We start from the raw sequence: 23403 nt of genomic DNA, 5'->3' as shown, positions 1-23403 counted from the left end.
AAAGACAGTGCAGCGCTGGCGTGGCTTGGAGGACATCCCCCAGGACTGGGGGCGCAGCGTCGTCACCATCGGTTCCTACGACGGCGTACACCGCGGGCACCAGCTCATCATCGGCCGTGCGGTGGCACGCGCCCGTGAGCTCGGCGTGCCCGCCGTTGTCGTCACCTTCGACCCGCACCCCTCCGAGGTCGTGCGCCCCGGCAGCCACCCGCCGCTGCTCGCCCCGCACCACCGGCGCGCCGAACTCATGGCCGACCTCGGCGTGGACGCGCTCCTGATCCTGCCGTTCACCACGGAGTTCTCGAAGCTGTCGCCCGCCGACTTCGTCGTGAAGGTCCTGGTCGACAAGCTGCACGCGCGCCTGGTCGTCGAGGGCCCCAACTTCCGCTTCGGCCACAAGGCCGCGGGCAACGTCGCCTTCCTGACCGAGCTCGGCGCGACGTACGACTACGAGGTCGACGTCATCGACCTGTTCGTGAGCGGTGAGGCCGGCGGCGGCGAGCCGTTCTCCTCGACTCTCACCCGGCGCCTGGTCGCCGAGGGCGACGTGACGGGCGCGGCGGAGATCCTCGGCCGTCCGCACCGCGTCGAGGGCGTCGTCGTACGGGGTGCGCAGCGCGGACGCGAACTGGGCTTCCCCACCGCCAACGTGGAGACCCTGCCGCACACCGCCATCCCCGCCGACGGCGTCTACGCGGGATGGCTGCACGCCCAGGGCGAGGCGATGCCCGCGGCGATCTCCGTCGGGACGAACCCGCAGTTCGACGGGACGGAGCGGACGGTCGAGGCATACGCGATCGACCGCGTCGGCCTCGACCTGTACGGGATGCACGTCGCCGTCGACTTCCTGGCCTTCGTGCGCGGCCAGGCGAAGTTCGAGTCCATCGACGAGCTGCTCGTCGCCATCGCGGACGACGTGAAGCGCTCCCGCGAGCTGATCGAGGCCGCCCCCGAGTAGAGCGTCCCGGCTATCGGAGCTGAGGCAGGTTGATGCTGTTGACCAGCGGGCCTTCGACGGTGACTCCCTCGGTGATCAGCGAATCGACCGGCGGCAGCGGGGTGGCGTAGGGCCCCCTGTGCTGTGCGGCGGAGGCCGACGCGGTGATCGCGGTGACGGACAGGGCGAGGGCTGCGAGCAGGGCGAGGGCCAGGACGCGGCGATGACGCATGCGATCTCTGCTTTCTTGCGGGTTCTGCGGGTTCTTGCGGTTCTTGCGGTTTTTGCTCTTGTTGGTTCCGGCGGTCGCTCCGGACGCCGGGTTAGCCCACACGGGCGACGCATGATCCCCGGCGTCCGACGACCCTTTCGTATGATCGTCGGTGACTTCTCGGCCGCGCCGCGGTTACGCACGGCGAGCGGGCCGCGATCGGCGGCCCGCACTCGCACGGTCCAAGGAGGCTGCAGTGAACCGCAGTTGGGTCCAGAGCACATCCCGTTGGGCGCTGATCGCGGCGGTGGCGGCGGTGCCGTCCGTCCTGTGCTCCGGCGCGGCGCACGCCGATGAGACGAACCACGACTCCCACAACGGGCCCAATGTTTCGCTGATCAGCACCGGCCAGATCGACGACCCGATGGAGGACGTGCTCGAGCACACCCTCAACTTCGGTGATGGGTACAGGTGGGGCTGACCGGGCCCGACGCACCGAGCCGCTCGTGCTCGGCACGTACCTGCGCGGGTCCCGGGTGACCGCGCAAGTACGTGCCGACGCAAGTGTGTTCAGACCGCCCGGATCACGGGGCGAGGCACGCCGCGCCCGGCACCTCGGAGGGCAGGCCGGGGCTCGCCGGATCGACCAGCGAGGTGACGTCGCCGGCCGACTGCGTCAGGCAGTCGACGGTTCCCACGGGGTCCGGGATGGCACTCGCGGGCGCGGCAAGGGCCCCCAGCAGTGCGACGGCCCCGAGGATGACGGCGGCGGAACGGCGCATGGAAATCTCCTTCGCTTCGGTGGAGTTGCTTACGGTCCGTGGTCGAACCGAACCGTTCTGTAACTCCCCACCGCTCACACCCGATAGGCCCCGTATCACCCGTACGTGCAAGAGGTAACGATCCGCCACGAGATTCCCGTTTCATCCCGGCCGTTCGTTCCGGCAAGACCCCGATCAGACCCCGATCAGACTCCGGACGGACTCAGACGCGCCGCCGCCCAATGGCACGCCACCTGCGTCGCACCCCCGCCGGACAGCACCGGCAGATCCTCCGTCCGGCAGCGGTCCGCCACCCCCGCCCGCTCCGCCTCGCCCGATGCGAGCACCTGGCAGCGGGCGTGGAAACGGCAGCCGCCCGGAATGCGGGAGGGGTCCGGCGGCTCGCCCGTGAGGACCACCGGTTCGCCGGGAGCCTCCGGAAGCACCGACAACAGCGCCTGCGTGTACGGATGCTGGGGCGACGTCAGGACTTCCTCCACCGTCCCCGTCTCCACGATGCGGCCCAGGTACATCACGGCGACCCGGTCCGCGATGTTCCACGCCAGGCCCAGGTCATGCGTCACGACAAGCGCGGACAGGCCCAGTTCCTCGCGGAGCTTGAGCAGCAGAGCGAGGATCTCGCCGCGTACGGACGCGTCGAGCGAGGCCACCGGCTCGTCGGCGACGATCAGTTCGGGCTCCAGGACAAGGGCGCCCGCGATGACGACACGCTGGCGCTGACCGCCCGACAGCTCGTGCGGATAGCGCAGGAAGAACCGCTCCGGAGGGCGCAGACCCGCCCGTGACAGGGCATCGGACACCGCGGCCCGCTCGTCGCCCCCGTACCCGTGGATACGCAGCCCCTCCGCCACGGCCTCGTACACCGTGTGGCGCGGATTCAGGGAGCCGCTGGGGTCCTGGAGGACCAGCTGGACGCGCTTGCGGTACGCCTTCAGGGCACGGCTCGCGTAGTCGAGCGGCTTGCCGCCGAAGGTCACCTTGCCGGACGTGGGGGAGACCAGGCCGAGCAGGGAACGGGCCAGGGTCGTCTTGCCGCAGCCCGACTCGCCGACCAGGGCCACGATCTCGCCCGGCTTGATGTCGAGGTCGACGCCGTCCACGGCACGCGCGGGCGGCGCGCCGCGGCGGCCGGGGAACGTGATGTGCAGGTCGCCCGCCGACAACAGGGGATCAGCCGACAGCAGGGGATCATCGGTGGTCATGCGTCGCTGCTCCTCTGTGCGTCATCTGTCGGGGCTCGGCGCGGCCCGGCGGGGCTCACGGCGTCCGCTCCGCCGTCGCCGGTGCCGATGTCGGCTGCGCCGGGAGCTGCGCGCCCGCGTGCACGCACGCCGCGCGGTGCCGTGGGCCCGCGTCCCGCAGCGCCTGGTCCTCCGTGGTGCAGGAGTCGAGGGCGACCTCGCAGCGCGGGTGGAACGTACAGCCCGTGGGCAGCGCCGAAGGGTCGGGCGGATCGCCGGGCAGGCCGCGCGGCGCGAAGCGGGACGTCGCGTCGCCGATGCGCGGGAAGGCCGCCGAGAGGGCCTTTCCGTACGGGTGCCGGGCGTTCTCGTAGACCTCGGTGGCCGGGCCCTCCTCGACGACGCGGCCCGCGTACATCACCGCGAGCCGGTCGCAGGTGTCCGAGAGCACCGCGAGGTCATGGCTGATCATGATCAGACCCAGGTCCTGCTCGGCCACCAACTGCTCGATCAGGCGCAGGATCTGCGCCTGGATCATCACGTCCAGGGCCGTCGTCGGCTCGTCGGCGATGATCAGGCGCGGGTCGCAGGCGAGCGCCATCGCGATCATCACGCGCTGGCGCTGACCGCCCGAAAGCTCGTGCGGATACGCCTCGGCGCGAGCGGCGGGCAGACCCACCTGTTCGAGCAGTTCACCGGCCTTCTTCCGCGCGGCCGCCGGGGTCGCCTTCTTGTGCAGCAGGATCGGCTCGGTGATCTGGTCGCCGATGCGGTGCACCGCGTTGAGCGAGTGCATCGCGCCCTGGAAGACGATCGACGCGCCCGCCCAGCGGACCGCGCGGACCTGGCCCCACTTCATGGCGAGGACGTCCTCGCCGTCGAGCAGGACCTCGCCGGTCACCTTCGTGCCCGCGGGCAGCAGCCGCAGCAGCGCGAGGGCGAGCGTCGACTTCCCGCAGCCGGACTCACCGGCCACGCCGAGCTTCTGGCCCGCGTCCACCGAGAGGTTCACGCCGCGCACGGCGGCCGCCCCGGACGCGTACGTCACTTCGAGGTTTCTTACGTCGAGGAGGCGCTGCTCCGTCACTTCGGTCTCCGTCACTTCGGTCGTACTGCTCAACGGGAGACCCCCAGCCTGGGGTTGAGCACGGATTCCACGGCGCGCCCGCACAGCGTGAACGCGAGGGCCACGACGGCGATGGCGAGTCCGGGCGGAGCGAGATACCACCAGTCGCCCGCGCTGACCGCGCCCGCCTCGCGCGCGTCCTGGAGCAGCCCGCCCCAGGAGACGCCGGTGGGATCGCCCAGGCCCAGGAAGGCGAGCGTCGCCTCCGTGAGGATGGCGCTGGAGATGACGAGGGTCGTCTGCGCGAGGACGAGCGGCATCACGTTGGGCAGGACGTGCCGGCTCATGATGTGGCCGTGGCCGCCGCCGAGGGCCTGTGCGCGCTCGATGTACGGGCGGGATTCCACCGCCAGCGTCTGGGCGCGGACCAGGCGTGCGGTCGTCGGCCAGGTCGTCACGCCGATCGCCAGGATGATCGTCCAGATCGACCCCGACAGCACCGCGGCGAGCGCGATGGCGAGGACCAGCGTCGGCATCACGAGGAACCAGTCGGTGACGCGCATGATGACGGTGGAGTACCAGCCCTTGAAGTGCCCGGCGGTGACCCCCACGAGGGTGCCGATGGTCACCGAGAGGACGGCGGCCAGCAGTCCGACGGTCAGCGACATCCGCGCGCCGTACACCAGCAGGCCCAGCAGATCGCGTCCGAACTGGTCGGTGCCGAGGGGGAATTCGCCGCTCGGCGACTCCATGGGCTCGCCGGGGGCGTCGGTCACGCTCTGCGCGTCCGAGCCGACCAGGACCGGCGCGAAGACGGCGATGAGTGCGATGACGACGAGCGCGCCCAGGCCGACGAGACCGGCCCGGTGGGTGCGGAACTCGCGCCAGAAGCGGGCGGCCGAATGCCGTCTGCGGGCCCGGGCGAGGGCCCGCGCGCTCTTGATCGGGGTGGTCGGTGCGGATTCGGTCGTCATCGGCCCACCCGGGGATCGAGCAACGGATAGATCACGTCGGCCAGGGTGTTCATCAGGATCACCGCAGCGGAGAAGATGAAGAACAGGCCCTGGACGAGGGGCAGGTCGGGCACGCTGAGCGCGGCATAGAAGAGCCCGCCGAGCCCCGGCCAGGAGAAGACGGTCTCCACGAGGATCGCGCCCGCCACCACCGTGCCGAGGTTCACGAACATCAGCGTGACGGTGGGCAGCATCGCGTTCGGGACGGCATGGCGGCGCCGTACGAGATCGTCCCGCAGCCCCTTGGCGCGGGCGGTCGTCAGATAGTCGCTGCCCATCTCGTCGAGCAGCGACGAGCGCATGACCAGCAGCGTCTGCGCGTACCCGACCGCCACCAGGGTGATGACGGGGAGCACCATGTGGTGCGCGACGTCGATGACGTACGCGACGCCCGTCTCGCCACCGGATTCGAGCCCGCCGGTCGGGAAGAGTCCGGGAATGGGACCCACGCCCACCGAGAAGGTGATGATGAGGAGCAGCCCGAGCCAGAAGGACGGCACGGAGTAGAGGGTGAGTGCGAGGCCGGTGTGGACACGGTCCCCGAGCTGTCCGTTGCGCCAGGCCGTGCGGGTGCCCAGCCAGATGCCGATGAGGGTGTAGAGCACGAACGCGGTGCCGGTGAGCAGGAGCGTCGCGGGCAGCGCGTCGGTGATCTTGTCCATCACCGGGGTGTGGAACTGGTACGAGGTGCCGAAGTCGCCGGTCAGGGCCTTGCCGCAGTAGTCGAAGAACTGCGTCATCATCGGCTGGTCGAGGCCGAACTCCTTGCGCATGGCGTCGAGCTGTTCGGCCGACACGCGCTTTCCGCCCGTCATCTGCTTCACCGGGTCACCCGGAATCAGACGGAACAGGAAGAAGCTGGTGACAAGGACGGCGAACAGCGAGACGGCGGCGCCGCCCAGCTTGCCCGCCACGTACAGGAGATAGGCGCGGGTGTTCCGGGCCCGGGGCCCGCGGGCCGACGGCCCGGCGAATGCCGGGTCGTCGGTCGCCGCGGTGCCCTCGGTGTCGAGCAGTGCGGGATTGCTGTCAGCGGTCATGCGTTACTCGCGGTCCTCTGCGGTCGAACGGCGGCGCAGGGCGAACAGGACTCCTCCGCCGACGAGCACCACCGCGGCGGCGGCGATACCGATGATGACACCGGTCGAGCTTCCGTCCTTGGAGGAACTCTTCCCATCTGCGGGCACCGCTGACCACCAGGACCAGTAACCGTCCTGACCGTAGATGTTGCCGGCGGCCGTCGGCATGGTGGTGATGGACTTGATCTGGTCGGTGCGGTAGGCCTCGACGGCGTTCGGGTACGCGAGGATGTTCATGTACCCGGAGTCGTAGAGCCAGGACTGCATTTCCTTGACGGTCTCGGCGCGCTTGTCCGGGTCGTACTCCGCGAGCTGCTTGTTGTAGAGCTCGTCGTATTTCTTGTCGCAGATGAAGTTGTCGGTCGCGGCGCTCTCCTTGGCCTTCACCGGGAGCGCGGCGCAGGAGTGGATGCCGAGGACGAAGTCCGGGTCGGGGTTGACCGACCAGCCGTCGAACGCGAGATCGTACTCACCCGCGTACCAGGGCACGGAGACGTCGTCGAGACAGTTGACCTTGAGCCCGATCCCGAGATCGCCCCACCACTCCTTCAGATACTTGCCCACGGCCTTGTCGTTCGGGTCGGTGGCGTGGCAGAGGATGCGGAAGTCGAGCGGCTTGCCGTCCTTGCCGACGCGCTTGCCGTCACCGTTCTTCTTGTAGCCCGCCTCGTCGAGGAGCTGGGCCGCCTTCTTCGGGTCGTATGACAGCTTCTGGTCGGCGGAGGGCTTCCAGGCGTACTCGGAGAAGCGCGGCGGGATATACCCCTCGCCCTCGACGGCCTGTCCCTGGAAGACCTTGTCGACCAGCGCCTCACGGTCCACGGAGAGGAAGAGCGCCTGACGCACCTTCTTGTCCAGGAGCGCCTTGTTCCCGTCACCGAACTTCTTGCGGTCGCGAGTCTGGGCGCCGGGGTTGGTGGCGAGCGCGAAGAAGCGCCGACCGGGCCCCTCGTTCACCTTGACGTTCTCCGTGCCCTTGAGCTCGCGGGCCTGAGCGGGCGTCAGCGCGGGCTGACCGGCGACGAAGGACACCTCGCCCTTCTTGAGCGCCGCGACGGCCGCGTCCTGGTCCTTGTACGTCTTGAAGACCAGCTCGTCGAACTTGGGCGCGCCGCGCCAGAAGTCCTTGTTGGCCTTCAGCTTCACGTACTGGTCGGTCTTGTAGTCGGTGAGGACGAAGGGGCCGTTGCCGACGATGGGGAAGGAGTCGTCGTTGTTGTACTTGGAGACGTCGTCGACCTTCTCCCATACGTGTTTCGGGACGATCGGCACGTCGAGGGCGGCCATCGTGGCCTGCGGCTTCTTCAGCTCGATGACCAGCTTGGTGGGGCTGGGGGCGGTCACCTTCTTGAAGTTTGCGACGAACCCGGAGTTGGCGGTGGCGGTGCCCTCCTTGGACATCACCTTGTTGAACGTCCAGGCCGCGTCCTCGGCGGTCGCCTTCTTGCCGTCCGACCATTTCGAGTTGTCCCGGATGGTGTACGTCCAGGTCAGCTTGTCCGCGGAGGGCTCCCACTTGGTGGCGAAGCCGGGGATCGCGTGGTTGTCCTTGGCGTCGTAGTTCGTCAGGTACTCGTACGTGAGCCGGTGGATGCTGGTGCTGAGCAGCCGCTGGGCGAGGAAGGGGCTGAGCGAGTCGACGCTCTGGGCCACCGCGACGGTGAGGGTCTTCTTGCCGTCCGCCTTTGCCTCGGCCTGCTGGGGCGCCGGGTTGAGGGGGGAGGCGAGCCCGGCGGTGAGGGCGAGGGCTCCGGCTCCGGCACCGGCGGCCACGAGGAGCCGGCGGCGGAGTGCTGACTTCGGAGGCCCCTCGTGAGTGGGGGGAGAGGTGGGGTGAGACCGGTGAGACCGTGTTCTGCCGTGCTGATCTTGTGTATCCATGGGTCGGTGACCTCGCGTCATCGCTCGCGCAGAGATGGCTGGTTGATCAAGTAACGCCAGCTGGTTGATGAGTGTGTTTACCAGCGCCAGTCTGCGTCAGTCAACGGCAGGTGAACCCCATGTGGCCTGCGGAAATAACGAGTTGACCCGTATTTCATCCGCATTGGTCAAGACCTGTGAAGCATGGCTGGTCGGGGGGTGACGGCGGGGGGAGGGGCAGGTGGGGGCGGGGGGTAGGGGTGGGGCACGGGGGGCGCCCCCGGGACCGGCACTCGCCCGAGCATCCGGCGCGTTGGCTTGCCCCACGCGCTGGCTTGCCTGCCCTACCGCCCTCCGTTCCCTTCGGCACTCGGGCAAGGCTGCGGGGTAAACGGGAGGGTGGGCGGGAAAGTCTGTTCGGCGACGAAGACCGCAGGGTGCCGGAGAACGCAACTGGGCCCGCACCGAGGTTCGGTACGGGCCCAGTTGAGTCAAGCGGAGGCTACTGCTGCGGCGCTTCCGGCGCCGGAGGCTGCGGCTGATAAGGCGCTCCGGGCTGGAACGGCTGCCCGGGCTGAACCGGCGCCGGAGGCTGCTGCCCCTGCTGCGGAGGCTGCGGCTGCTGCCCCTGAGGCGCAGGCGCCTGGAACGGCTGCCCCGGCCCCACCGCCGGAGGCGCCTGCGGAGGCGCGGCGTTCTGCCACCCCTGAGGCGCCCCCGGCTGCTGCGGATAGGGCTGCCCGCCGGGCTGCTGCGGCGGCTGAGGCTGGGGCTGGGGCTGCTGAGGAGCGTACGGCTGCTGCGGCTGCCCACCGTACGGCTGCTGCCCGGGAACGGGCCCCTGCTGCTGAGGCACGGCCCCCTGCTGAGGCACACCCCCCTGCTGCCCGGGACCCGGATACCCGCCCTGCCCGGGCATGGGCGGAGCCACGACCGGCGGCGGATTCCCGTCGGAGGTCCACAACCCCTGCTGCTGCTGAGCCCGCACAAAGTCCTCCGCGACCATCGCGGAAAGGTTGAAGTACGCCTCCCGCACCTTCGGCCGCATCATGTCGAGATCAACCTCGGCACCAGCGGCGAGATGCTCGTCGAACGGAATGACGACAACGCCCCGGCACCGCGTCTCGAAGTGCGACACGATGTCGTCGACCTTGATCATCTTCCCGGTCTCACGCACGCCGGAGATGACGGTGATGGACCGCGAGACAAGATCGGCGTACCCATGGGCCGACAACCAGTCCAAGGTCGTCGACGCACTGCTGGCCCCGTCCACGGACGGCGTCGAAATAATGATCAACTGATCGGCGAGGTCGAGAACCCCCCGCATGGCACTGTAGAGCAGCCCCGTACCGGAGTCGGTCAGGATGATCGGATACTGCTTCCCCAGCACATCAATGGCGCGCCGGTAGTCCTCGTCGTTGAACGTGGTCGACACGGCCGGATCGACGTCATTGGCGATGATCTCGAGCCCGGACGCGGCCTGCGAGGTGAAGCGCCGGATGTCCATGTACGAGTTGAGGTACGGGATCGCCTGGACGAGGTCACGGATGGTGGCCCCGGTCTCGCGCCGCACGCGGCGCCCGAGCGTACCGGCGTCGGGGTTGGCGTCGATGGCAAGGATCTTGTCCTGCCGCTCGGTGGCGAGCGTGGACCCGAGCGCGGTGGTGGTGGTCGTCTTGCCGACGCCACCCTTGAGGCTGATGACGGCGATGCGGTAGCAGGACAGCACCGGAGTCCGGATCAGCTCCAACTTCCGCTGCCGCTCGGCCTCTTCCTTCTTGCCGCCCAGCTTGAACCGCGACCCACCGCTTGCGGGCCGGCTGCTCTTGGCCTTCGGCTTGTTGTTGCGCAGCAGCCGGTCGGAGGACAACTCGACGGCGGCCGTGTACCCGAGCGGCGCACCGGGATTGGTCCGCTCCCGCTGATCATGCTGCACGGCCTGCGGCCAGGCCGCACCGGTGCGGGGGTCGATGGGCGGCTGGGGCTGAGCCGGGGGCTGACCCTGAGCAGGGGGTTGTGCCTGCGGCTGGGGCTGAGCCTGGGGCTGCTGCTGGGCCGGAAGCGGCTGCTGCGGCTGGACGGGAGCCGGCGGCTGCGCCTGCGGGGCCTGCTGCTGCGCGACGGCGGGCGGAAGCGGCTGCTGGGCCTGCGGCGCGGGCGGCTGCGGGAACCCGTAACTGCCTTGCGGGGCAGGGGGGTTGGGATTGGCCGGAGCGGGTGCACCCTGCTGCGGGAACCCGTACCCGCTCGGCGGCATGGGCGCGCCACCCTGCTGGGGGAAGCCGTAACTGCCCTGCTGCGGAGGAGCGGCGGGCCCCGGAGCCGGAGCAGGCGCCACGGGAGCAGGGGCAGGCGCAGGCGCACCGGCCTGCGGGAACCCGTACCCGCTCGGCGGCACCGGAGCATCGGAAGCCGGAGCCGGAGCCGGAGCCGGAGCCGGAGCCGGAGCCGGAGCCGGAGCGGGTGCCGCGGGAGCAGCGGCAGGCGCACTGGCCTGCGGGAATCCGTACCCACTCGGCGGCACCGGAGTATCGGCGGCCGGCGCGGGCGCGGGCGCGACCGGCGAAGGAGCCACCGGCCCGGTCGGAGAAGGCCACGCAGGAGGCGCCATCTGAGGAGCCTGCGGCTGTACGGGGGCAGGGGCGGGCGCAGGAGCGGGCTCAGCCTGCTGCGGCACCGGCGGCTGCACGGGCTCGGCAGCCGGCTGCGCCTCAGGCTCCGCCGGCGGAGGCGTGGAGGCCTGCGCGGGGACCGGCCACTGCGGCGCGGACGTAGGCGCGGCGGGCTGGAAGGCGGGCGGCAGCGGCGGAAGCCCACCGTGCGGCGCGGGCGGCGGAGTCCAGGACGGCGGAACGGAGTCCTGGACATCGTCGACGGACGCAGCAGGCACAGCATCCTGCGGAACGGCATCCCGGATCTCATCCGCAACATCCGGCTCATCAGACGCACCGGACGCATCCGACCCATCGGAGTCATCGACGTCCGAGGCTGCATCGACAACGCCGGAGCTCACCTCACCGGCAGAGGCGGCTTCTGCCTCTTCGACAGGCGCATCGCCGTCGAGTCCGGACACACCGCTCTCATCGGCAAGCCCAAGCTCACCCTCATCGGAGCCGGACTCCGACTCCTCCTCGTCGGAGGCCTTCGAGGCCTCCGAGGTCTCTGAGATCGCCGACGCATCTGCGGCCTCAGAGGGAGCAAGGTCAGTCTTCTCCGAGTCGTCCCGCGAAGCTTCCGCGGCAGCCCGCTCTTCGATCTCCCGCTTCAAGGCGACGGCGGAGAACCGCATGGTGGCGCCGCTCTCCAGATCGCCACTGCTGTCGGCGATGGGCTCGACCACAGCGGGAGACGCGGACGCATGCTCGGGTTCCGGCTCGGGCTCCGGCTCGGGAGCGACCTCGGGCTTCTCCGGCGCGACCTCGGGCTTGGGCACAACACCAGTCACATGGACGGAGGAGGCAACACCAGCAACAGCACTACCCCAGTCCGCAGCACCCCCCGAAGGCGCCCCACCCTCGGAACCAGCCGGAGCTGGAGAAGGAGTCGCGGCCGGAGGCGAAGCAGGCTCGGGCTGCTGCGGCTGGAACCCGCTCCCCACGGGCAGCTTCGGTACAGCGGAAGGGAACCCGACCGGCGGAGCCGGAGGCTCAGGAGCCACGGGCGGAGCAGCCGGCTCAGCGGAAGCCGCAGGCGGAGAAGCAGGCGGAGGCGTCACAGGAAACGCAGGCGCGGCCGGAGACTCAGAAGCAGCCGGAAACACAGGCGCGGCCGGAGACTCGGAAGCGGCCGGAGGCTCAGGGGCCGCCGAAGACGCAGGCGAAGCCGAGGGAGTCTCCCCCGCACTGCCGGACGCGTTCTGCGTGTACCAGGCAGGAGGGGCGTAGTCGATGGTGAACTCGCCCGTCGTCTCGGCAGCGGACTCCGCGTCGGACTGATCATCGACGGGTGAATCCCAGCCCCCGCGGATCTCGTCCCGATCGCTGTTCACAATGCCTCCTGATGTGGTCGAGCACCCTCGTGCCGTGGTGGGAGGGCGACCGTTTCTGTCGTCCGATCCGCCATGGCTCTCCCCGTTGGGGACGCGCACGACCCACTCGTGGGTTCTGGCGTCGCGCCCTGTCCCAGCCTAATCACCAAAACCACCGGCACGGCAGGGCAGCCCGCCCCACGAATGTTGTCCTTTCCGTCACGCTCCTCACAGGAGCGATCCCCGCATCCCGAACCGTGACGGACAAATCAATCAACGAGCGACAATTGCGGGCTAATTCGTAAGCTCGCCCGATGTTGCCCCGCGGCTCGCCCGACGCTGCCCCGCTGCTGAGGCGGCCCTCAGGCCACCCTCAGGTCAGTCCGCGTCCCGGCTCCCGCCACCCTCCGGCGCAGGCTCCAGATCGAACTCCCCGTCCCTGGCCCCGAGCACAAACGCCCGCCACTCCGCTTCCGTATAGCGCAGCACCGTCTCGGGCTCGATCGACGACCGCATGGCCACGGCGCCGTCCGGCAGGTACGCGATCTCTACCCGCTCCTCGTGCGCTTCGGTGCCCGGTGCGCTGTGCCACTCCACGCCGGAGATGTCGAGAGCGTAAAGCTCGTTCTTCTCGCGTTCCTTGCGAGCCTTGACGTCCTCGTCCAGTGCCTCGGCCATGGTGCAGCGGCCCCTTCCACATGAGCGAACCAACCGTTGGCTCAGCCTACTTGGAGGCCGGTTCGTACGCAGGGCAATGACCCTGTCACCAGGGGTTCAGGTCAAGGTGTGCGCGGGCCGCCCGCGCCTCCTGAGCCGCTGCATGTCGGACCGGTGATGTTCAATGAGGCGCGCTCAGCACCCAGTTGACCGCGGTTGGCCCTGTGCAAGAAAGGCACCCAGCATGAGCTACGGCCCATCCCCTTCACCCTTCACCCAGTCCGCGCTCTCCGCGGACAGGGCGAACAAGAGGCGTCGTACGAGGATGCTGGCCGTTGCGTTGGCGGCCGTCCTGTGCATGGGCGGCGGTGTCTTCTGGGCAGTGGCCGACGATGATCCGCAACCAGCGAAGAAGCCGACGGCCGCCCCGCAGGCACCGGACGACATCCGGGACACCGTCGAGAAGACCCCCCGGACGCCGGAGGGTCGTCTTGTCATCGACTACAACGAGGACGAGTTCAAGAAGAGGTTCAAGAGGGATTCCGCGCACGCGCCCGGCGCATGGGCCACGGACAAGAACTTCGTCCGGGGAGTCGGCAACACGCTCAAGGGCTTCAAGTTCGGCGCATTCGAAGAGGACTGGTCAACCGAGCTGACCGGCCCGATCTGTGACACCACGCGCCACGTCACCGCCGACGGCCGCACGGCAGTCCTCCTTCAGGAGCGTGAGAACAAGGCGGACGAGGACGACAAGAAGAAGGACGACAAGGGGAAGGGCAAGTCCAAGAAGTCCAAGAAAGGCAAGGACAAGAAGGACAAGGACTCCGAAGCCGACGCCAAGGACGAGTACTCCTGCACCCAGCTCGCCTTCATCGACCTGAACACCGGCAAGAAGTTGTGGCAGGTGAAGCTGCCCGACGCCAAGGGAGCCTTCGCGCCCAACACCAACGTGACCATGGCGCGTGGCACGGTGGCCGTCGCATGGGGCTACGGCTCGGTCGCGTACGACATGAAGCGTGGACGGCAGCTCTGGTCGAGCCTGGGCACGGGGGAGTGCCGTGATCTGGGCTTCGCGGGTGGTCGGGACCTGCTCGCGTTGACCCAGTGCGGGGACGGTGCGGAGCCCCAGTTCAAGGTCCAGAAGCTGAGGCCCCGGACGGGTAAGGCGGAGTGGACATACAAGGTGACCCGCGGCGTAGGACGCGTCTATCTGGTGTCGTCCGACCCTGCGGTACTAGCTGTCTCGGCGGGGGAACTCACCGTGACGAACTTGATCACCCTCGATGATCACGGCGATTACCGGGCCACGATCAACATGCCGGAAGATCGATTCCTGGACAACTGCTACAAACCCGTCGTCTCGGGTGTCGAGTCGTGTGACGCAATCGTGGTCGGAAAGGATCAGTTGTTCGTCGCGACGGATGAGGGGAGGCTCGCGGACAACTGGATCGTCTCGTACGACCTCAAGACGGGAAAGACGGTCAGGAAGTTCGACTCGAAACCGGACCTCCCGATCCATCCCTTGAGGGTGAGCGGCGGGAAGCTTCTCGCATTCCGGCCGAGCAGCGATGGCTTCGCGCCGGCGGCGGTGCTGAGCCTGGATCCGCGTACGGGCAAGGAGACCCCGTTTCTCCTCTTCGGTATGCCGGACCGCGGCAAATTGGAGGATCCGAAGCAGAGTGAGATCCTCCTTGAGGACGGCCGCATCTTCTTCGCTCCCCGAGAGCTGACCGCCGAGAACGGCGGACCCTGGGAGGGAACGGCCCTCGGCGCCCTCGGTTTCGAAGGAGCCTGAGGCGCGAGCCCCTGCGGCGAAAGCCCTGGCACCCCGGCCGAAGCCCCGGCCCCCGTCTGCCGCCCCCAAGCCGACTGGTACCCTGTGTAGCGGCCGTATGTGTACGCGTCCCCGGACCCCCTCAGCTGAGGACCTGGAGACAGCGCCCAGCGGACCTCGCCTCCCGAGTTACGGAAGCTCCCCTGAGACTGAGACCAGGGGCACTCGGTGGCCACGAAAAGACTACGAGGAGTAAGCGTGTCGCTCGACGCCGCTACGAAGAAGCAGATCATGACCGAGTTCGGCCAGAAGGAGGGCGACACCGGCTCCCCCGAGGTCCAGGTCGCCATGCTCTCCCGCCGCATCTCGGACCTGACCGAGCACCTCAAGACCCACAAGCACGACCACCACTCCCGTCGTGGTCTGCTGATCCTGGTCGGCCAGCGCCGCCGCCTGCTGCAGTACCTGGCCAAGAAGGACATCAAGCGCTTCCGTGCGCTGGTGGACCGTCTGGGCATCCGTCGCGGTGCGGCGGGCGCCAAGTAAGTCATCGTGAAGGGGGCGGTTCCCACGCAAGAGGGGATCGCTCCCTTTGCTGTATGCACGACCGGTGCCGGCAGTGACGCACGCACGCTCTACGTGCGAAGTGTCACCGCCGCTTTGTAGTCTGGTCGCACAACGTCATACGCACACCCATACCGGACTGGGCAGAATCGGACTGCACGGTTCGAAGACGTAACGGCGTCGCACATGGCGACGAGACGACGTCACCGAACGAGGAGAAGCGCACCTCAAGGAAAGCCGCCGCCGGTCCTCGGTAGTGGCCCCCGGGGTACAGCGAAAGCTCGGGCATCGAGCCGCGAGCAATCGAGTACCCCCGGGTGCTTCGATCGAAGACCGGCCCGCACCAGTAGGAGCGCTTCTCCGCCACCGTCCCCGTGCCACACGGGCCAGGGGGACGAAAGACGACAAGTAACGGAGAAAACGCTAGTGGAGAACGAGACCCACTACGCCGAGGCTGTTATCGACAACGGCACTTTCGGCACCCGCACCATCCGCTTCGAGACGGGCCGCCTGGCCAAGCAGGCCGCAGGCTCCGCCGTCGCGTACCTGGACGACGACACCATGGTGCTGTCGGCCACCTCCGCTTCCAAGCGGCCCAAGGACCAGCTCGACTTCTTCCCGCTCACGGTGGACGTCGAGGAGCGGCAGTACGCCGCCGGCAAGATCCCCGGTTCGTTCTTCCGCCGTGAGGGCCGTCCCTCCGAGGACGCGATCCTGACCTGCCGCCTGATCGACCGCCCGCTGCGTCCTTCCTTCAAGAAGGGCCTGCGCAACGAGATCCAGATCGTCGAGACGATCATGGCGCTCAACCCCGACCACCTGTACGACGTGGTCGCGATCAACGCCGCCTCCTGCTCCACGCAGCTGGCCGGCCTGCCCTTCTCGGGCCCGATCGGCGGCACGCGCGTGGCGCTCATCAAGGGCCAGTGGGTCGCCTTCCCGACGCACACCGAGCTCGAGGACGCCGTCTTCGACATGGTCGTCGCCGGTCGCGTCCTCGAGGACGGCGACGTCGCGATCATGATGGTCGAGGCCGAGGCCACCGAGAAGACCGTCCAGCTGGTGAAGGACGGCGCCGAGGCCCCGACCGAAGAGGTCGTCGCCGCCGGTCTCGAGGCCGCGAAGCCCTTCATCAAGGCCCTCTGCAAGGCCCAGTCGGACCTCGCCGCCAAGGCCGCCAAGCCCACCGGCGAGTTCCCGGTCTTCCTGGACTACCAGGACGACGTCCTTGAGGCCCTGACCGCCGCCGTGAAGTCGGAGCTCTCCCAGGCCCTGACCATCGCCGGCAAGCAGGAGCGCGAGGCCGAGCTGGACCGCGTCAAGGAGATCGCCTCCGAGAAGCTGCTCCCGCAGTTCGAGGGCCGCGAGAAGGAGATCTCCGGTGCGTACCGCGCGCTGACCAAGAAGCTGGTCCGCGAGCGCGTCATCAAGGACAAGGTCCGCATCGACGGCCGTGGCGTCACGGACATCCGTACGCTCGCCGCCGAGGTCGAGGCCATCCCGCGCGTGCACGGTTCGGCGCTGTTCGAGCGTGGCGAGACCCAGATCCTGGGCGTCACCACCCTCAACATGCTCCGCATGGAGCAGCAGCTCGACACCCTCTCCCCGGTGACGCGCAAGCGCTACATGCACAACTACAACTTCCCGCCGTACTCGGTCGGCGAGACCGGCCGCGTGGGTTCGCCCAAGCGCCGCGAGATCGGCCACGGCGCGCTCGCCGAGCGCGCGATCGTGCCGGTCCTCCCCTCGCGCGAGGAGTTCCCGTACGCGATCCGTCAGGTCTCCGAGGCCCTCGGTTCGAACGGCTCGACGTCCATGGGCTCGGTCTGTGCCTCGACGATGTCGCTGCTCAACGCCGGTGTGCCGCTGAAGGCCGCCGTCGCCGGTATCGCCATGGGTCTGATCTCCCAGGAGATCGACGGCCAGACGCACTACGTCGCCCTCACCGACATCCTCGGTGCGGAGGACGCGTTCGGTGACATGGACTTCAAGGTCGCCGGTACGAAGCAGTTCGTGACCGCGCTCCAGCTCGACACCAAGCTCGACGGCATCCCCGCCTCGGTCCTGGCCGCCGCGCTGAAGCAGGCCCGCGACGCGCGTCTGCACATCCTCGACGTGATGAACGAGGCGATCGACGTTCCGGACGAGATGTCCCCGAACGCGCCGCGCATCATCACCGTCAAGATCCCGGTGGACAAGATCGGTGAGGTCATCGGCCCGAAGGGCAAGATGATCAACCAGATCCAGGAGGACACCGGCGCCGACATCACGATCGAGGACGACGGCACCATCTACATCGGTGCCGCCGACGGCCCGGCCGCCGAGGCCGCCCGCGCCACGATCAACGGCATCGCCAACCCGACCATGCCGGAGGTCGGCGAGCGCTACCTGGGCACCGTCGTGAAGACGACGACCTTCGGTGCGTTCGTGTCCCTGCTCCCGGGCAAGGACGGTCTGCTGCACATCTCGCAGATCCGCAAGCTCGCCGGCGGCAAGCGCGTGGAGAACGTCGAGGACGTCCTCGGTGTGGGCCAGAAGGTCCAGGTCGAGATCGCCGAGATCGACTCCCGCGGCAAGCTCTCCCTCATCCCCGTGGTCGAGGGCGAAGAGGGCGACGACTCGAAGGACGACACCGACAAGTGACGTCGCGTAGCACCACGACGACGGCCCGCCCCTCTTCGGAGGGGCGGGCCGTCGCCCGTACCCAAACCCTCCTCAAGGGCAAGGACGGCATCGGCACGGTCCGCCGTACGACGCTTCCGGGCGGCCTGCGCGTCGTCACCGAGACCCTGCCCTCCGTACGCTCCGCGACCTTCGGGATCTGGGCGAACGTCGGATCCCGCGACGAGACCCCGGCCCTGAACGGCGCCACGCATTACTTGGAGCACCTGCTCTTCAAGGGCACCAAGAAGCGCAGCGCCCTCGACATCTCGGCCGCGCTGGACGCGGTCGGCGGCGAGATGAACGCGTTCACGGCGAAGGAGTACACGTGCTACTACGCACGCGTGCTCGACACCGACCTGCCGCTCGCCATCGACGTCGTCTGCGACATGCTGACGGGCTCCCTGATCCTCCAGGAGGACGTCGACGCCGAGCGCGGCGTCATCCTCGAAGAGATCGCGATGACCGAGGACGACCCGGGCGACTGCGTGCACGACCTGTTCGCGCACACGATGCTCGGCGACACGCCTCTGGGCCGCCCGGTTCTCGGCACGGAGGAGACGGTCAACGCCCTCACCGCCGAGCGGATCCGCCGCTTCTACAAGAAGCACTACGACCCGACCCACCTCGTGGTCGCCGCCGCGGGCAACGTCGACCACAACAAGGTCGTACGCCAGGTCCGTGCCGCCTTCGAGAAGGCGGGCGCCCTGCACCGCACCGACGCGACGCCGGTCATCCCGCGCCAGGGCTCCCGCGCGCTGCGCACGGCGGGCCGCGTCGAGGTCATCAACCGCAAGACCGAGCAGGCCCACGTCATCCTCGGCATGCCGGGCCTGGCCCGCACCGACGAGCGCCGCTGGGCCATGGGCGTCCTGAACACCGCGCTTGGCGGCGGCATGTCGTCGCGCCTGTTCCAGGAGGTCCGCGAGAAGCGCGGCCTGGCCTACAGCGTGTACTCGTACACCTCGGGCTTCGCCGACACCGGCCTCTTCGGCGTGTACGCGGGCTGCCGCCCGAGCCAGGTGCACGACGTACTGAAGATCTGCCGCGACGAACTCGACCAGGTCGCGCAGCACGGTCTGAGCGACGACGAGATCAGCCGCGCGATCGGCCAGCTCGCGGGCTCCACCGTCCTCGGTCTCGAGGACACCGGCGCGCTGATGAACCGTATCGGCAAGAGCGAGCTGTGCTGGGGCGAGCAGATGTCCGTCGACGACATGCTGGCCAAGATCGCGGCGGTCACCCCGGACGACGTCCGTGAGGTCGCCCGCGAGGTCCTCGGCCACCGTCCCTCGCTGTCGGCCATCGGTCCGCTCAAGGACAAGCAGGCCGCCCGCCTGCACGAAGCGGTCTCCTAACCCCTAAGGAATCAGGAACATGAGCAAGCTGCGCGTGGCGGTCGTCGGAGCCAAGGGCCGGATCGGCTCCGAGGCAGTCCGAGCCGTCGAGGCCGCCGAGGACCTGGAGCTGGTCGCCGCGCTCGGCCGTGGCGACCAGCTGGACGCGCTGGTGGAGACCGGCGCACAGGTCGTGGTGGAACTGACCAACCCCGACTCGGTGATGGACAACCTGGACTTCTGCGTCCGGCACGGCATCCACGCCGTGGTCGGTACGACGGGCTGGACCGACGAGCGTGTCGCGCGGCTGGAGACCTCGCTGGCCGCAACGCCGCAGACGGGCGTCCTGATCGCCCCGAACTTCTCCATCGGCGCGGTCCTCAGCATGAAGTTCGCGCAGATCGCGGCGCCGTACTTCGAGTCCGTCGAGCTCATCGAGCTGCACCACCCGAACAAGGCGGACGCCCCCAGCGGCACCGCCACGCGCACCGCCCAGCTCATCGCCGAGGCGCGCCGGGAAGCGGGCAGCGCCCCGCAGCCGGACGCCACGGCGACCGCGCTCGACGGCGCCCGCGGCGCGGACGTCGACGGCGTGCCGGTGCACTCCGTGCGCCTTCGCGGCCTCCTGGCCCACCAGGAGGTGCTGCTCGGCGGCGAGGGCGAGACGCTCACCGTCCGGCACGACTCGCTGCACCACAGCAGCTTCATGCCGGGCATCCTGCTCGGCGTACGCCGTGTGGTGAGCACTCCGGGCCTGACGTTCGGCCTGGAACACTTCCTGGATCTGAACTGACGCGGACCGGCTGACCCTCATGCGAGCAAAGATCACTTACGCCGTCACGGCTGCCGTCCTGGTCGTCTACTTCGTCCTGGTCGGCAGCCGCGGCGTGCTCCTGATACAGCACGGCACCGCGCTCACCGTCACCTTCGGTGTCGCGGTGCTTATCCTGCCGTTCATCGGCGTCTGGTTCCTCTGGAAGAACACCCAGTTCGTCCAGCGCGCCAATCGCCTGGCCGCCGAGCTCGAGGCCGAAGGCGGCCTGCCGGTGGACGAGTTGAAGCGTACGCCCGGCGGCCGCATCGACCGCGACTCGGCCGACGAGGTCTTCGCCAGGCGCAAGGCCGAGACCGAGGACGCGCCGGACGACTGGCGCTGCTGGTTCCGCCTCGCCGTCGCCTATCACGACGCCAGGGACACCCCGCGCGCGCGAAAGGCGATGCAGCGGGCGATCGCGCTGCACGCGGGCAGGCCGGTGAACGTCTAGTACGGGCCGGGGGCGTCCGGCTCAGGCAGTGCGCCGGTACTCGTCGGCCCACACCTCGATGGAGTCGGCCGCCCGGTTGAAGGCCTCGTGCCGGGCCATGAAGTCTGCGTTGCGGTCGGTGAGCAGCGGCTGCTGCTCCCCGGCCCGCTCATCGCGCCGTACGAGGATGAGTGCCTGCCCCTGCACGGTGCGGGGCAGACCCAGCCAGCGCACCGGCTGCTGCGCCGTGCGCACGGTCGCGACTTGCGCCCACGGCACGGTCTGCGTCGTCAGAAAGGCCACCCGGCGCAGGCCGTGCGCGCTCACCCAGGTGCCCATCCGCAGCAGCCGCAGCGCGCTCGCGATGATGGCCACCGCGAGCCCCGCACAGATGGCGGAACCCGCCAGTGAGTCCGCGAACGCGATGATCACGGCGGCGACGAGGACGTACGAGGCGAGCAGCAGAAGCAGCGCGGCCGCCCCCACCCGCCACGGTCCCGGCCGGTAGGGCCGGCGCCAGTGGTCGCGGTCGTCGAACGGCAGCGCGGCGTCGTCCGCCGTCTCGTCAAAGGCGCGGTCCGCCGTCAGAAAGGGCAGGGGCACGACTGAATCCTCACTCGATCCACGCACGGGCTGTGCCCGGTGAGGCTACCGAGCCCTGCTCACGGCTACCACCCTTGGGGGGCCAAGGGGGTACCTCCCAGGCCATTAGGGCGGTGGAGGAGGGTCAGCGGGCTGTGACGGGCGTCATCGACCGTCCGAGGCCTCGGATTGCTGGGTGTGCCCGGGTGACTGATCGGGTGAGAGGGCAGGCATGCCGACCAGCAGAGAACCTGCGAGTCCGACGGCCACGACCAGGCCGATCAGGGTGCGGCCCACGACCTGAGCGGCCGAAGGGCGCTCCCGGGGTGGGGGAGTGACGTTGCTGCGAAACTTGTCGGCTTCGGCGATGAAGGCGAACGGGACGGGCTCGCGCCGACGGAACATGGGGTGCGTTTCTCCTCACGCGACTCGAACTTAACTCTGTTGTCCAGTCAGACGCTCGAATCGCCCAATTGGTGCCCGGTTTCGCCAAATTCGCCGAAGATTGTCGTGGCGAGGCACCGAACGGCCGATTGTCAGTGCCGGGCCATAGAGTGGGCGCCGCCCGAGTGATGCACATGGAAGGACCCCGCCAGTGAGCGAGACCCCCACCGAAGACCTCAAGCCCAGCTTCCGCAGCGAGGTCACCGTCGAGCTGGTGAAGCATGCCGCGACCGACTCCGACGTCCTGTGGGCCGCCCGGGTCTCCACTGCGGGAGAGCAGTCCCTGGAGGAGCTCCAGAAGGACCCCGAGCGCTCCAAGGGCTTGATCAACTACCTGATGCGGGACCGCCACGGCAGCCCCTTCGAGCACAACTCGATGACGTTCTTCGTCAGCGCCCCCATCTTCGTCTTCCGCGAGTTCATGCGGCACCGCGTGGGCTGGTCGTACAACGAGGAATCGGGCCGCTACAGGGAGCTCCAGCCGACGTTCTACGTCCCCGACGCCTCCCGCAAGCTGGTCCAGGAGGGCCGCCCCGGGAAGTACGTCTTCGTGGAAGGCACCGAGGCCCAGCAGGAGCTCACGGGCCGCGTCATGGAGGACTCTTACCGCCAGGCGTACGAGGCGTATCAGGAGATGCTCGCCGCCGGCGTGGCCCGCGAAGTGGCCCGCGCGGTGCTGCCGGTCGGCCTCTTCTCGTCGATGTACGCCACGTGCAACGCCCGGTCGCTGATGCACTTCCTCGGCCTGCGCACCCAGCACGAGCTCGCCAAGGTCCCGTCCTTCCCGCAGCGGGAGATCGAGATGGTCGGCGAGAAGATGGAGGAGCAGTGGGCCAAGCTCATGCCCCTCACGCACGCGGCCTTCAACAAGAACGGACGTGTGGCTCCGTAAGGCACTGATGTACGGGTGGGCTGAGTGAGGTGTCCGTATTGCGGCATTTCGAGAAGTTCATCTAGCCTGATCAAACGGACCCGGCACTGCTTGAACCCCCGAGCAGGCAGTGCCGGGCTCCTCACTTGTCAGGTCCGCACACATCCCCCGAGGGGGGACCACGCGCTGAGCAGCGAGTAGCGTGTTACCCATGGCTCCGACCTCCACTCCGCAGACCCCCTTCGGCAGGGTCCTCACCGCTATGGTCACGCCCTTTACGGCGGACGGCGCACTCGACCTCGACGGCGCGCAGCGACTCGCCGCCCACTTGGTGGACGCAGGCAACGACGGCCTCGTCATCAACGGCACCACCGGCGAGTCCCCGACCACCAGCAACGCGGAGAAAGCCGAGCTCGTACGAGCCGTAGTGGAAGCAGTCGGAGACCGCGCCCACATCGTCGCGGGCGTCGGCACGAACGACACCCGCCACAGCATCGAGCTCGCCCGCGACGCCGAGCGCGTCGGCGCGACCGGCCTCCTGACCGTCACGCCGTACTACAACAAGCCCCCGCAGGAGGGCCTGCTCCGGCACTTCTCCGCGATCGCCGACAGCACCGAGCTGCCGGTCATGCTCTACGACATCCCCGGCCGCAGCGGCGTCCCGATCAACACCGAGACGATCGTCCGTCTCGCCGAGCACCCCCGGATCGTCGCCAACAAGGACGCCAAGGGCGACCTCGGCCGCGCCAGCTGGGCCATCGCCCGCTCCGGCCTCGCCTGGTACTCCGGCGACGACATGCTGAACCTCCCGCTGCTCTCCGTCGGCGCCTGCGGCTTCGTCTCCGTCGTCAGCCACGTCGTCACCCCGGAGCTGCGCGCGATGCTCGACGCGCACTCCACCGGTGACGTACAGAAGGCCACCGAGATCCACCAGAAGCTGCTCCCGGTCTTCACCGGCATGTTCCGTACGCAGGGTGTGATCACCACGAAGGCGGCGCTGACCCTGCAGGGCCGCCCCGCGGGCCCGCTGCGGCTGCCCCTGGTCGAACTGTCGCCCGACGAGACGCACCAGCTCAAGATCGATCTCGCCGCCGGCGGGGTACAGCTCTAACCACTGACTTCACAACTGAATACGCGAAACACCGCGGGACACCGGCTGACGCCGTCCCGCAC

Annotated in this window: 21 protein-coding genes; 10 read left to right on the top strand and 11 right to left on the bottom strand. The window is 68.9% G+C overall.

The window, feature by feature from the left end; translation table 11 throughout:
* Nucleotides 1–7: 7 nt before the first annotated feature.
* Nucleotides 8–958 carry a bifunctional riboflavin kinase/FAD synthetase gene (locus ACQKIP_RS06295; RefSeq protein ID WP_365866673.1) on the top strand — a complete coding sequence of 317 codons (951 nt, stop codon included), beginning with the start codon at nt 8–10 and terminating at the stop codon, nt 956–958.
* A 10-nt stretch (nt 959–968) separates the two neighbouring features.
* Here ACQKIP_RS06295 and ACQKIP_RS06290 read toward each other — a convergent pair whose 3' ends face one another.
* Nucleotides 969–1169 (bottom strand): hypothetical protein, encoded by a 201-nt coding sequence (locus ACQKIP_RS06290; RefSeq protein WP_365866674.1) that lies wholly within the window; start codon nt 1167–1169, stop codon nt 969–971.
* Nucleotides 1170–1443: 274 nt separating this feature from the next.
* On the opposite strand from ACQKIP_RS06290, the gene ACQKIP_RS06285 reads away from it, so the two are divergent.
* Nucleotides 1444–1629 (top strand): hypothetical protein, encoded by a 186-nt coding sequence (locus ACQKIP_RS06285; protein ID WP_365866709.1) that lies wholly within the window; start codon nt 1444–1446, stop codon nt 1627–1629.
* 103 nt (nt 1630–1732) lie between these two features.
* Here ACQKIP_RS06285 and ACQKIP_RS06280 read toward each other — a convergent pair whose 3' ends face one another.
* The 8 genes from ACQKIP_RS06280 to ACQKIP_RS06245 form a co-directional block, all read right to left on the bottom strand.
* Nucleotides 1733–1930 (bottom strand): hypothetical protein, encoded by a 198-nt coding sequence (locus ACQKIP_RS06280; protein WP_365866676.1) that lies wholly within the window; start codon nt 1928–1930, stop codon nt 1733–1735.
* Between the two features lie 185 nt (nt 1931–2115).
* Nucleotides 2116–3132 carry an ABC transporter ATP-binding protein gene (locus ACQKIP_RS06275; RefSeq protein WP_365866678.1) on the bottom strand — a complete coding sequence of 339 codons (1017 nt, stop codon included), beginning with the start codon at nt 3130–3132 and terminating at the stop codon, nt 2116–2118.
* Nucleotides 3133–3187: 55 nt separating this feature from the next.
* Entirely contained in the window at nt 3188–4231 is a 1044-nt protein-coding gene (locus ACQKIP_RS06270; RefSeq protein WP_427742316.1) for an ABC transporter ATP-binding protein, read from the bottom strand.
* The gene (locus ACQKIP_RS06265; RefSeq protein WP_365866680.1) at nt 4228–5151 is read right to left on the bottom strand and encodes an ABC transporter permease; all 924 of its coding nucleotides are present in this window, start codon (nt 5149–5151) and stop codon (nt 4228–4230) included. The genes ACQKIP_RS06270 and ACQKIP_RS06265 overlap by 4 nt, the downstream gene beginning before the upstream one ends.
* The gene (locus tag ACQKIP_RS06260) at nt 5148–6230 is read right to left on the bottom strand and encodes an ABC transporter permease (protein WP_365866682.1); all 1083 of its coding nucleotides are present in this window, start codon (nt 6228–6230) and stop codon (nt 5148–5150) included. Before ACQKIP_RS06260 ends, ACQKIP_RS06265 begins: the two co-directional genes overlap by 4 nt.
* Nucleotides 6231–6233: 3 nt before the next feature.
* Complete coding sequence (locus ACQKIP_RS06255; protein ID WP_365866684.1) at nt 6234–8150, bottom strand: ABC transporter substrate-binding protein; 1917 nt, start codon at nt 8148–8150, stop codon at nt 6234–6236.
* Nucleotides 8151–8631: 481 nt separating this feature from the next.
* The gene (locus ACQKIP_RS06250; protein WP_365866685.1) at nt 8632–12117 is read right to left on the bottom strand and encodes an SCO5717 family growth-regulating ATPase; all 3486 of its coding nucleotides are present in this window, start codon (nt 12115–12117) and stop codon (nt 8632–8634) included.
* 357 nt (nt 12118–12474) lie between these two features.
* The gene (locus ACQKIP_RS06245) at nt 12475–12774 is read right to left on the bottom strand and encodes a DUF397 domain-containing protein (protein ID WP_365866687.1); all 300 of its coding nucleotides are present in this window, start codon (nt 12772–12774) and stop codon (nt 12475–12477) included.
* Nucleotides 12775–13078: 304 nt separating this feature from the next.
* On the opposite strand from ACQKIP_RS06245, the gene ACQKIP_RS06240 reads away from it, so the two are divergent.
* From ACQKIP_RS06240 to ACQKIP_RS06215, 6 genes are all read left to right on the top strand, one after another.
* The gene (locus ACQKIP_RS06240) at nt 13079–14548 is read left to right on the top strand and encodes a PQQ-binding-like beta-propeller repeat protein (protein ID WP_427742310.1); all 1470 of its coding nucleotides are present in this window, start codon (nt 13079–13081) and stop codon (nt 14546–14548) included.
* A 237-nt stretch (nt 14549–14785) separates the two neighbouring features.
* Nucleotides 14786–15073: a 30S ribosomal protein S15 gene (gene rpsO, locus ACQKIP_RS06235; protein WP_160507553.1), complete on the top strand. Its 288-nt coding sequence runs from the start codon at nt 14786–14788 to the stop codon at nt 15071–15073.
* 444 nt (nt 15074–15517) lie between these two features.
* Nucleotides 15518–17734, top strand: coding sequence for a polyribonucleotide nucleotidyltransferase (locus ACQKIP_RS06230; RefSeq protein WP_365866691.1), 2217 nt, complete (start codon nt 15518–15520; stop codon nt 17732–17734).
* Nucleotides 17731–19110 carry a M16 family metallopeptidase gene (locus tag ACQKIP_RS06225; RefSeq protein ID WP_365866693.1) on the top strand — a complete coding sequence of 460 codons (1380 nt, stop codon included), beginning with the start codon at nt 17731–17733 and terminating at the stop codon, nt 19108–19110. Before ACQKIP_RS06230 ends, ACQKIP_RS06225 begins: the two co-directional genes overlap by 4 nt.
* A 19-nt stretch (nt 19111–19129) precedes the next feature.
* The gene (gene dapB, locus ACQKIP_RS06220) at nt 19130–19882 is read left to right on the top strand and encodes a 4-hydroxy-tetrahydrodipicolinate reductase (RefSeq protein ID WP_365866695.1); all 753 of its coding nucleotides are present in this window, start codon (nt 19130–19132) and stop codon (nt 19880–19882) included.
* 19 nt (nt 19883–19901) lie between these two features.
* Complete coding sequence (locus ACQKIP_RS06215; protein WP_365866697.1) at nt 19902–20354, top strand: hypothetical protein; 453 nt, start codon at nt 19902–19904, stop codon at nt 20352–20354.
* Nucleotides 20355–20375: 21 nt separating this feature from the next.
* Here the strand turns inward: ACQKIP_RS06215 and ACQKIP_RS06210 are convergent, their stop codons facing one another.
* Nucleotides 20376–20936 (bottom strand): hypothetical protein, encoded by a 561-nt coding sequence (locus tag ACQKIP_RS06210; RefSeq protein ID WP_365866699.1) that lies wholly within the window; start codon nt 20934–20936, stop codon nt 20376–20378.
* A 144-nt stretch (nt 20937–21080) separates the two neighbouring features.
* Complete coding sequence (locus ACQKIP_RS06205; RefSeq protein ID WP_365866701.1) at nt 21081–21320, bottom strand: hypothetical protein; 240 nt, start codon at nt 21318–21320, stop codon at nt 21081–21083.
* A gap of 190 nt (nt 21321–21510) precedes the next feature.
* On the opposite strand from ACQKIP_RS06205, the gene thyX reads away from it, so the two are divergent.
* Nucleotides 21511–22251 carry an FAD-dependent thymidylate synthase gene (thyX, locus tag ACQKIP_RS06200; RefSeq protein ID WP_365866703.1) on the top strand — a complete coding sequence of 247 codons (741 nt, stop codon included), beginning with the start codon at nt 21511–21513 and terminating at the stop codon, nt 22249–22251.
* Nucleotides 22252–22441: 190 nt separating this feature from the next.
* Nucleotides 22442–23341 (top strand): 4-hydroxy-tetrahydrodipicolinate synthase, encoded by a 900-nt coding sequence (dapA, locus tag ACQKIP_RS06195; RefSeq protein ID WP_365866705.1) that lies wholly within the window; start codon nt 22442–22444, stop codon nt 23339–23341.
* Nucleotides 23342–23403 lie beyond the last annotated feature (62 nt).

The organism is Streptomyces sp. NPDC059900 (assembly GCF_050270335.1).
GTDB lineage: Bacteria > Actinomycetota > Actinomycetes > Streptomycetales > Streptomycetaceae > Streptomyces.
Note: the sequence above shows the minus strand (reverse complement) of the source record. Positions and strands in the feature narration are given on the sequence as shown.

What these genes read in the sequence shown, in the direction of transcription:
- ACQKIP_RS06280 (WP_365866676.1), bottom strand. Translation starts at nt 1,930, where the DNA reads ATGCGCCGTTCCGCCGCCGTCATCCTCGGGGCCGTCGCACTGCTGGGG.
- ACQKIP_RS06245 (WP_365866687.1), bottom strand. Translation starts at nt 12,774, where the DNA reads ATGGCCGAGGCACTGGACGAGGACGTCAAGGCTCGCAAGGAACGCGAG.
- ACQKIP_RS06260 (WP_365866682.1), bottom strand. Translation starts at nt 6,230, where the DNA reads ATGACCGCTGACAGCAATCCCGCACTGCTCGACACCGAGGGCACCGCG.
- ACQKIP_RS06275 (WP_365866678.1), bottom strand. Translation starts at nt 3,132, where the DNA reads ATGACCACCGATGATCCCCTGCTGTCGGCTGATCCCCTGTTGTCGGCG.
- dapA (WP_365866705.1), top strand. Translation starts at nt 22,442, where the DNA reads ATGGCTCCGACCTCCACTCCGCAGACCCCCTTCGGCAGGGTCCTCACC.
- ACQKIP_RS06290 (WP_365866674.1), bottom strand. Translation starts at nt 1,169, where the DNA reads ATGCGTCATCGCCGCGTCCTGGCCCTCGCCCTGCTCGCAGCCCTCGCC.
- ACQKIP_RS06215 (WP_365866697.1), top strand. Translation starts at nt 19,902, where the DNA reads ATGCGAGCAAAGATCACTTACGCCGTCACGGCTGCCGTCCTGGTCGTC.
- ACQKIP_RS06265 (WP_365866680.1), bottom strand. Translation starts at nt 5,151, where the DNA reads ATGACGACCGAATCCGCACCGACCACCCCGATCAAGAGCGCGCGGGCC.
- ACQKIP_RS06240 (WP_427742310.1), top strand. Translation starts at nt 13,079, where the DNA reads ATGCTGGCCGTTGCGTTGGCGGCCGTCCTGTGCATGGGCGGCGGTGTC.
- ACQKIP_RS06255 (WP_365866684.1), bottom strand. Translation starts at nt 8,150, where the DNA reads ATGGATACACAAGATCAGCACGGCAGAACACGGTCTCACCGGTCTCAC.
- dapB (WP_365866695.1), top strand. Translation starts at nt 19,130, where the DNA reads ATGAGCAAGCTGCGCGTGGCGGTCGTCGGAGCCAAGGGCCGGATCGGC.
- ACQKIP_RS06205 (WP_365866701.1), bottom strand. Translation starts at nt 21,320, where the DNA reads ATGTTCCGTCGGCGCGAGCCCGTCCCGTTCGCCTTCATCGCCGAAGCC.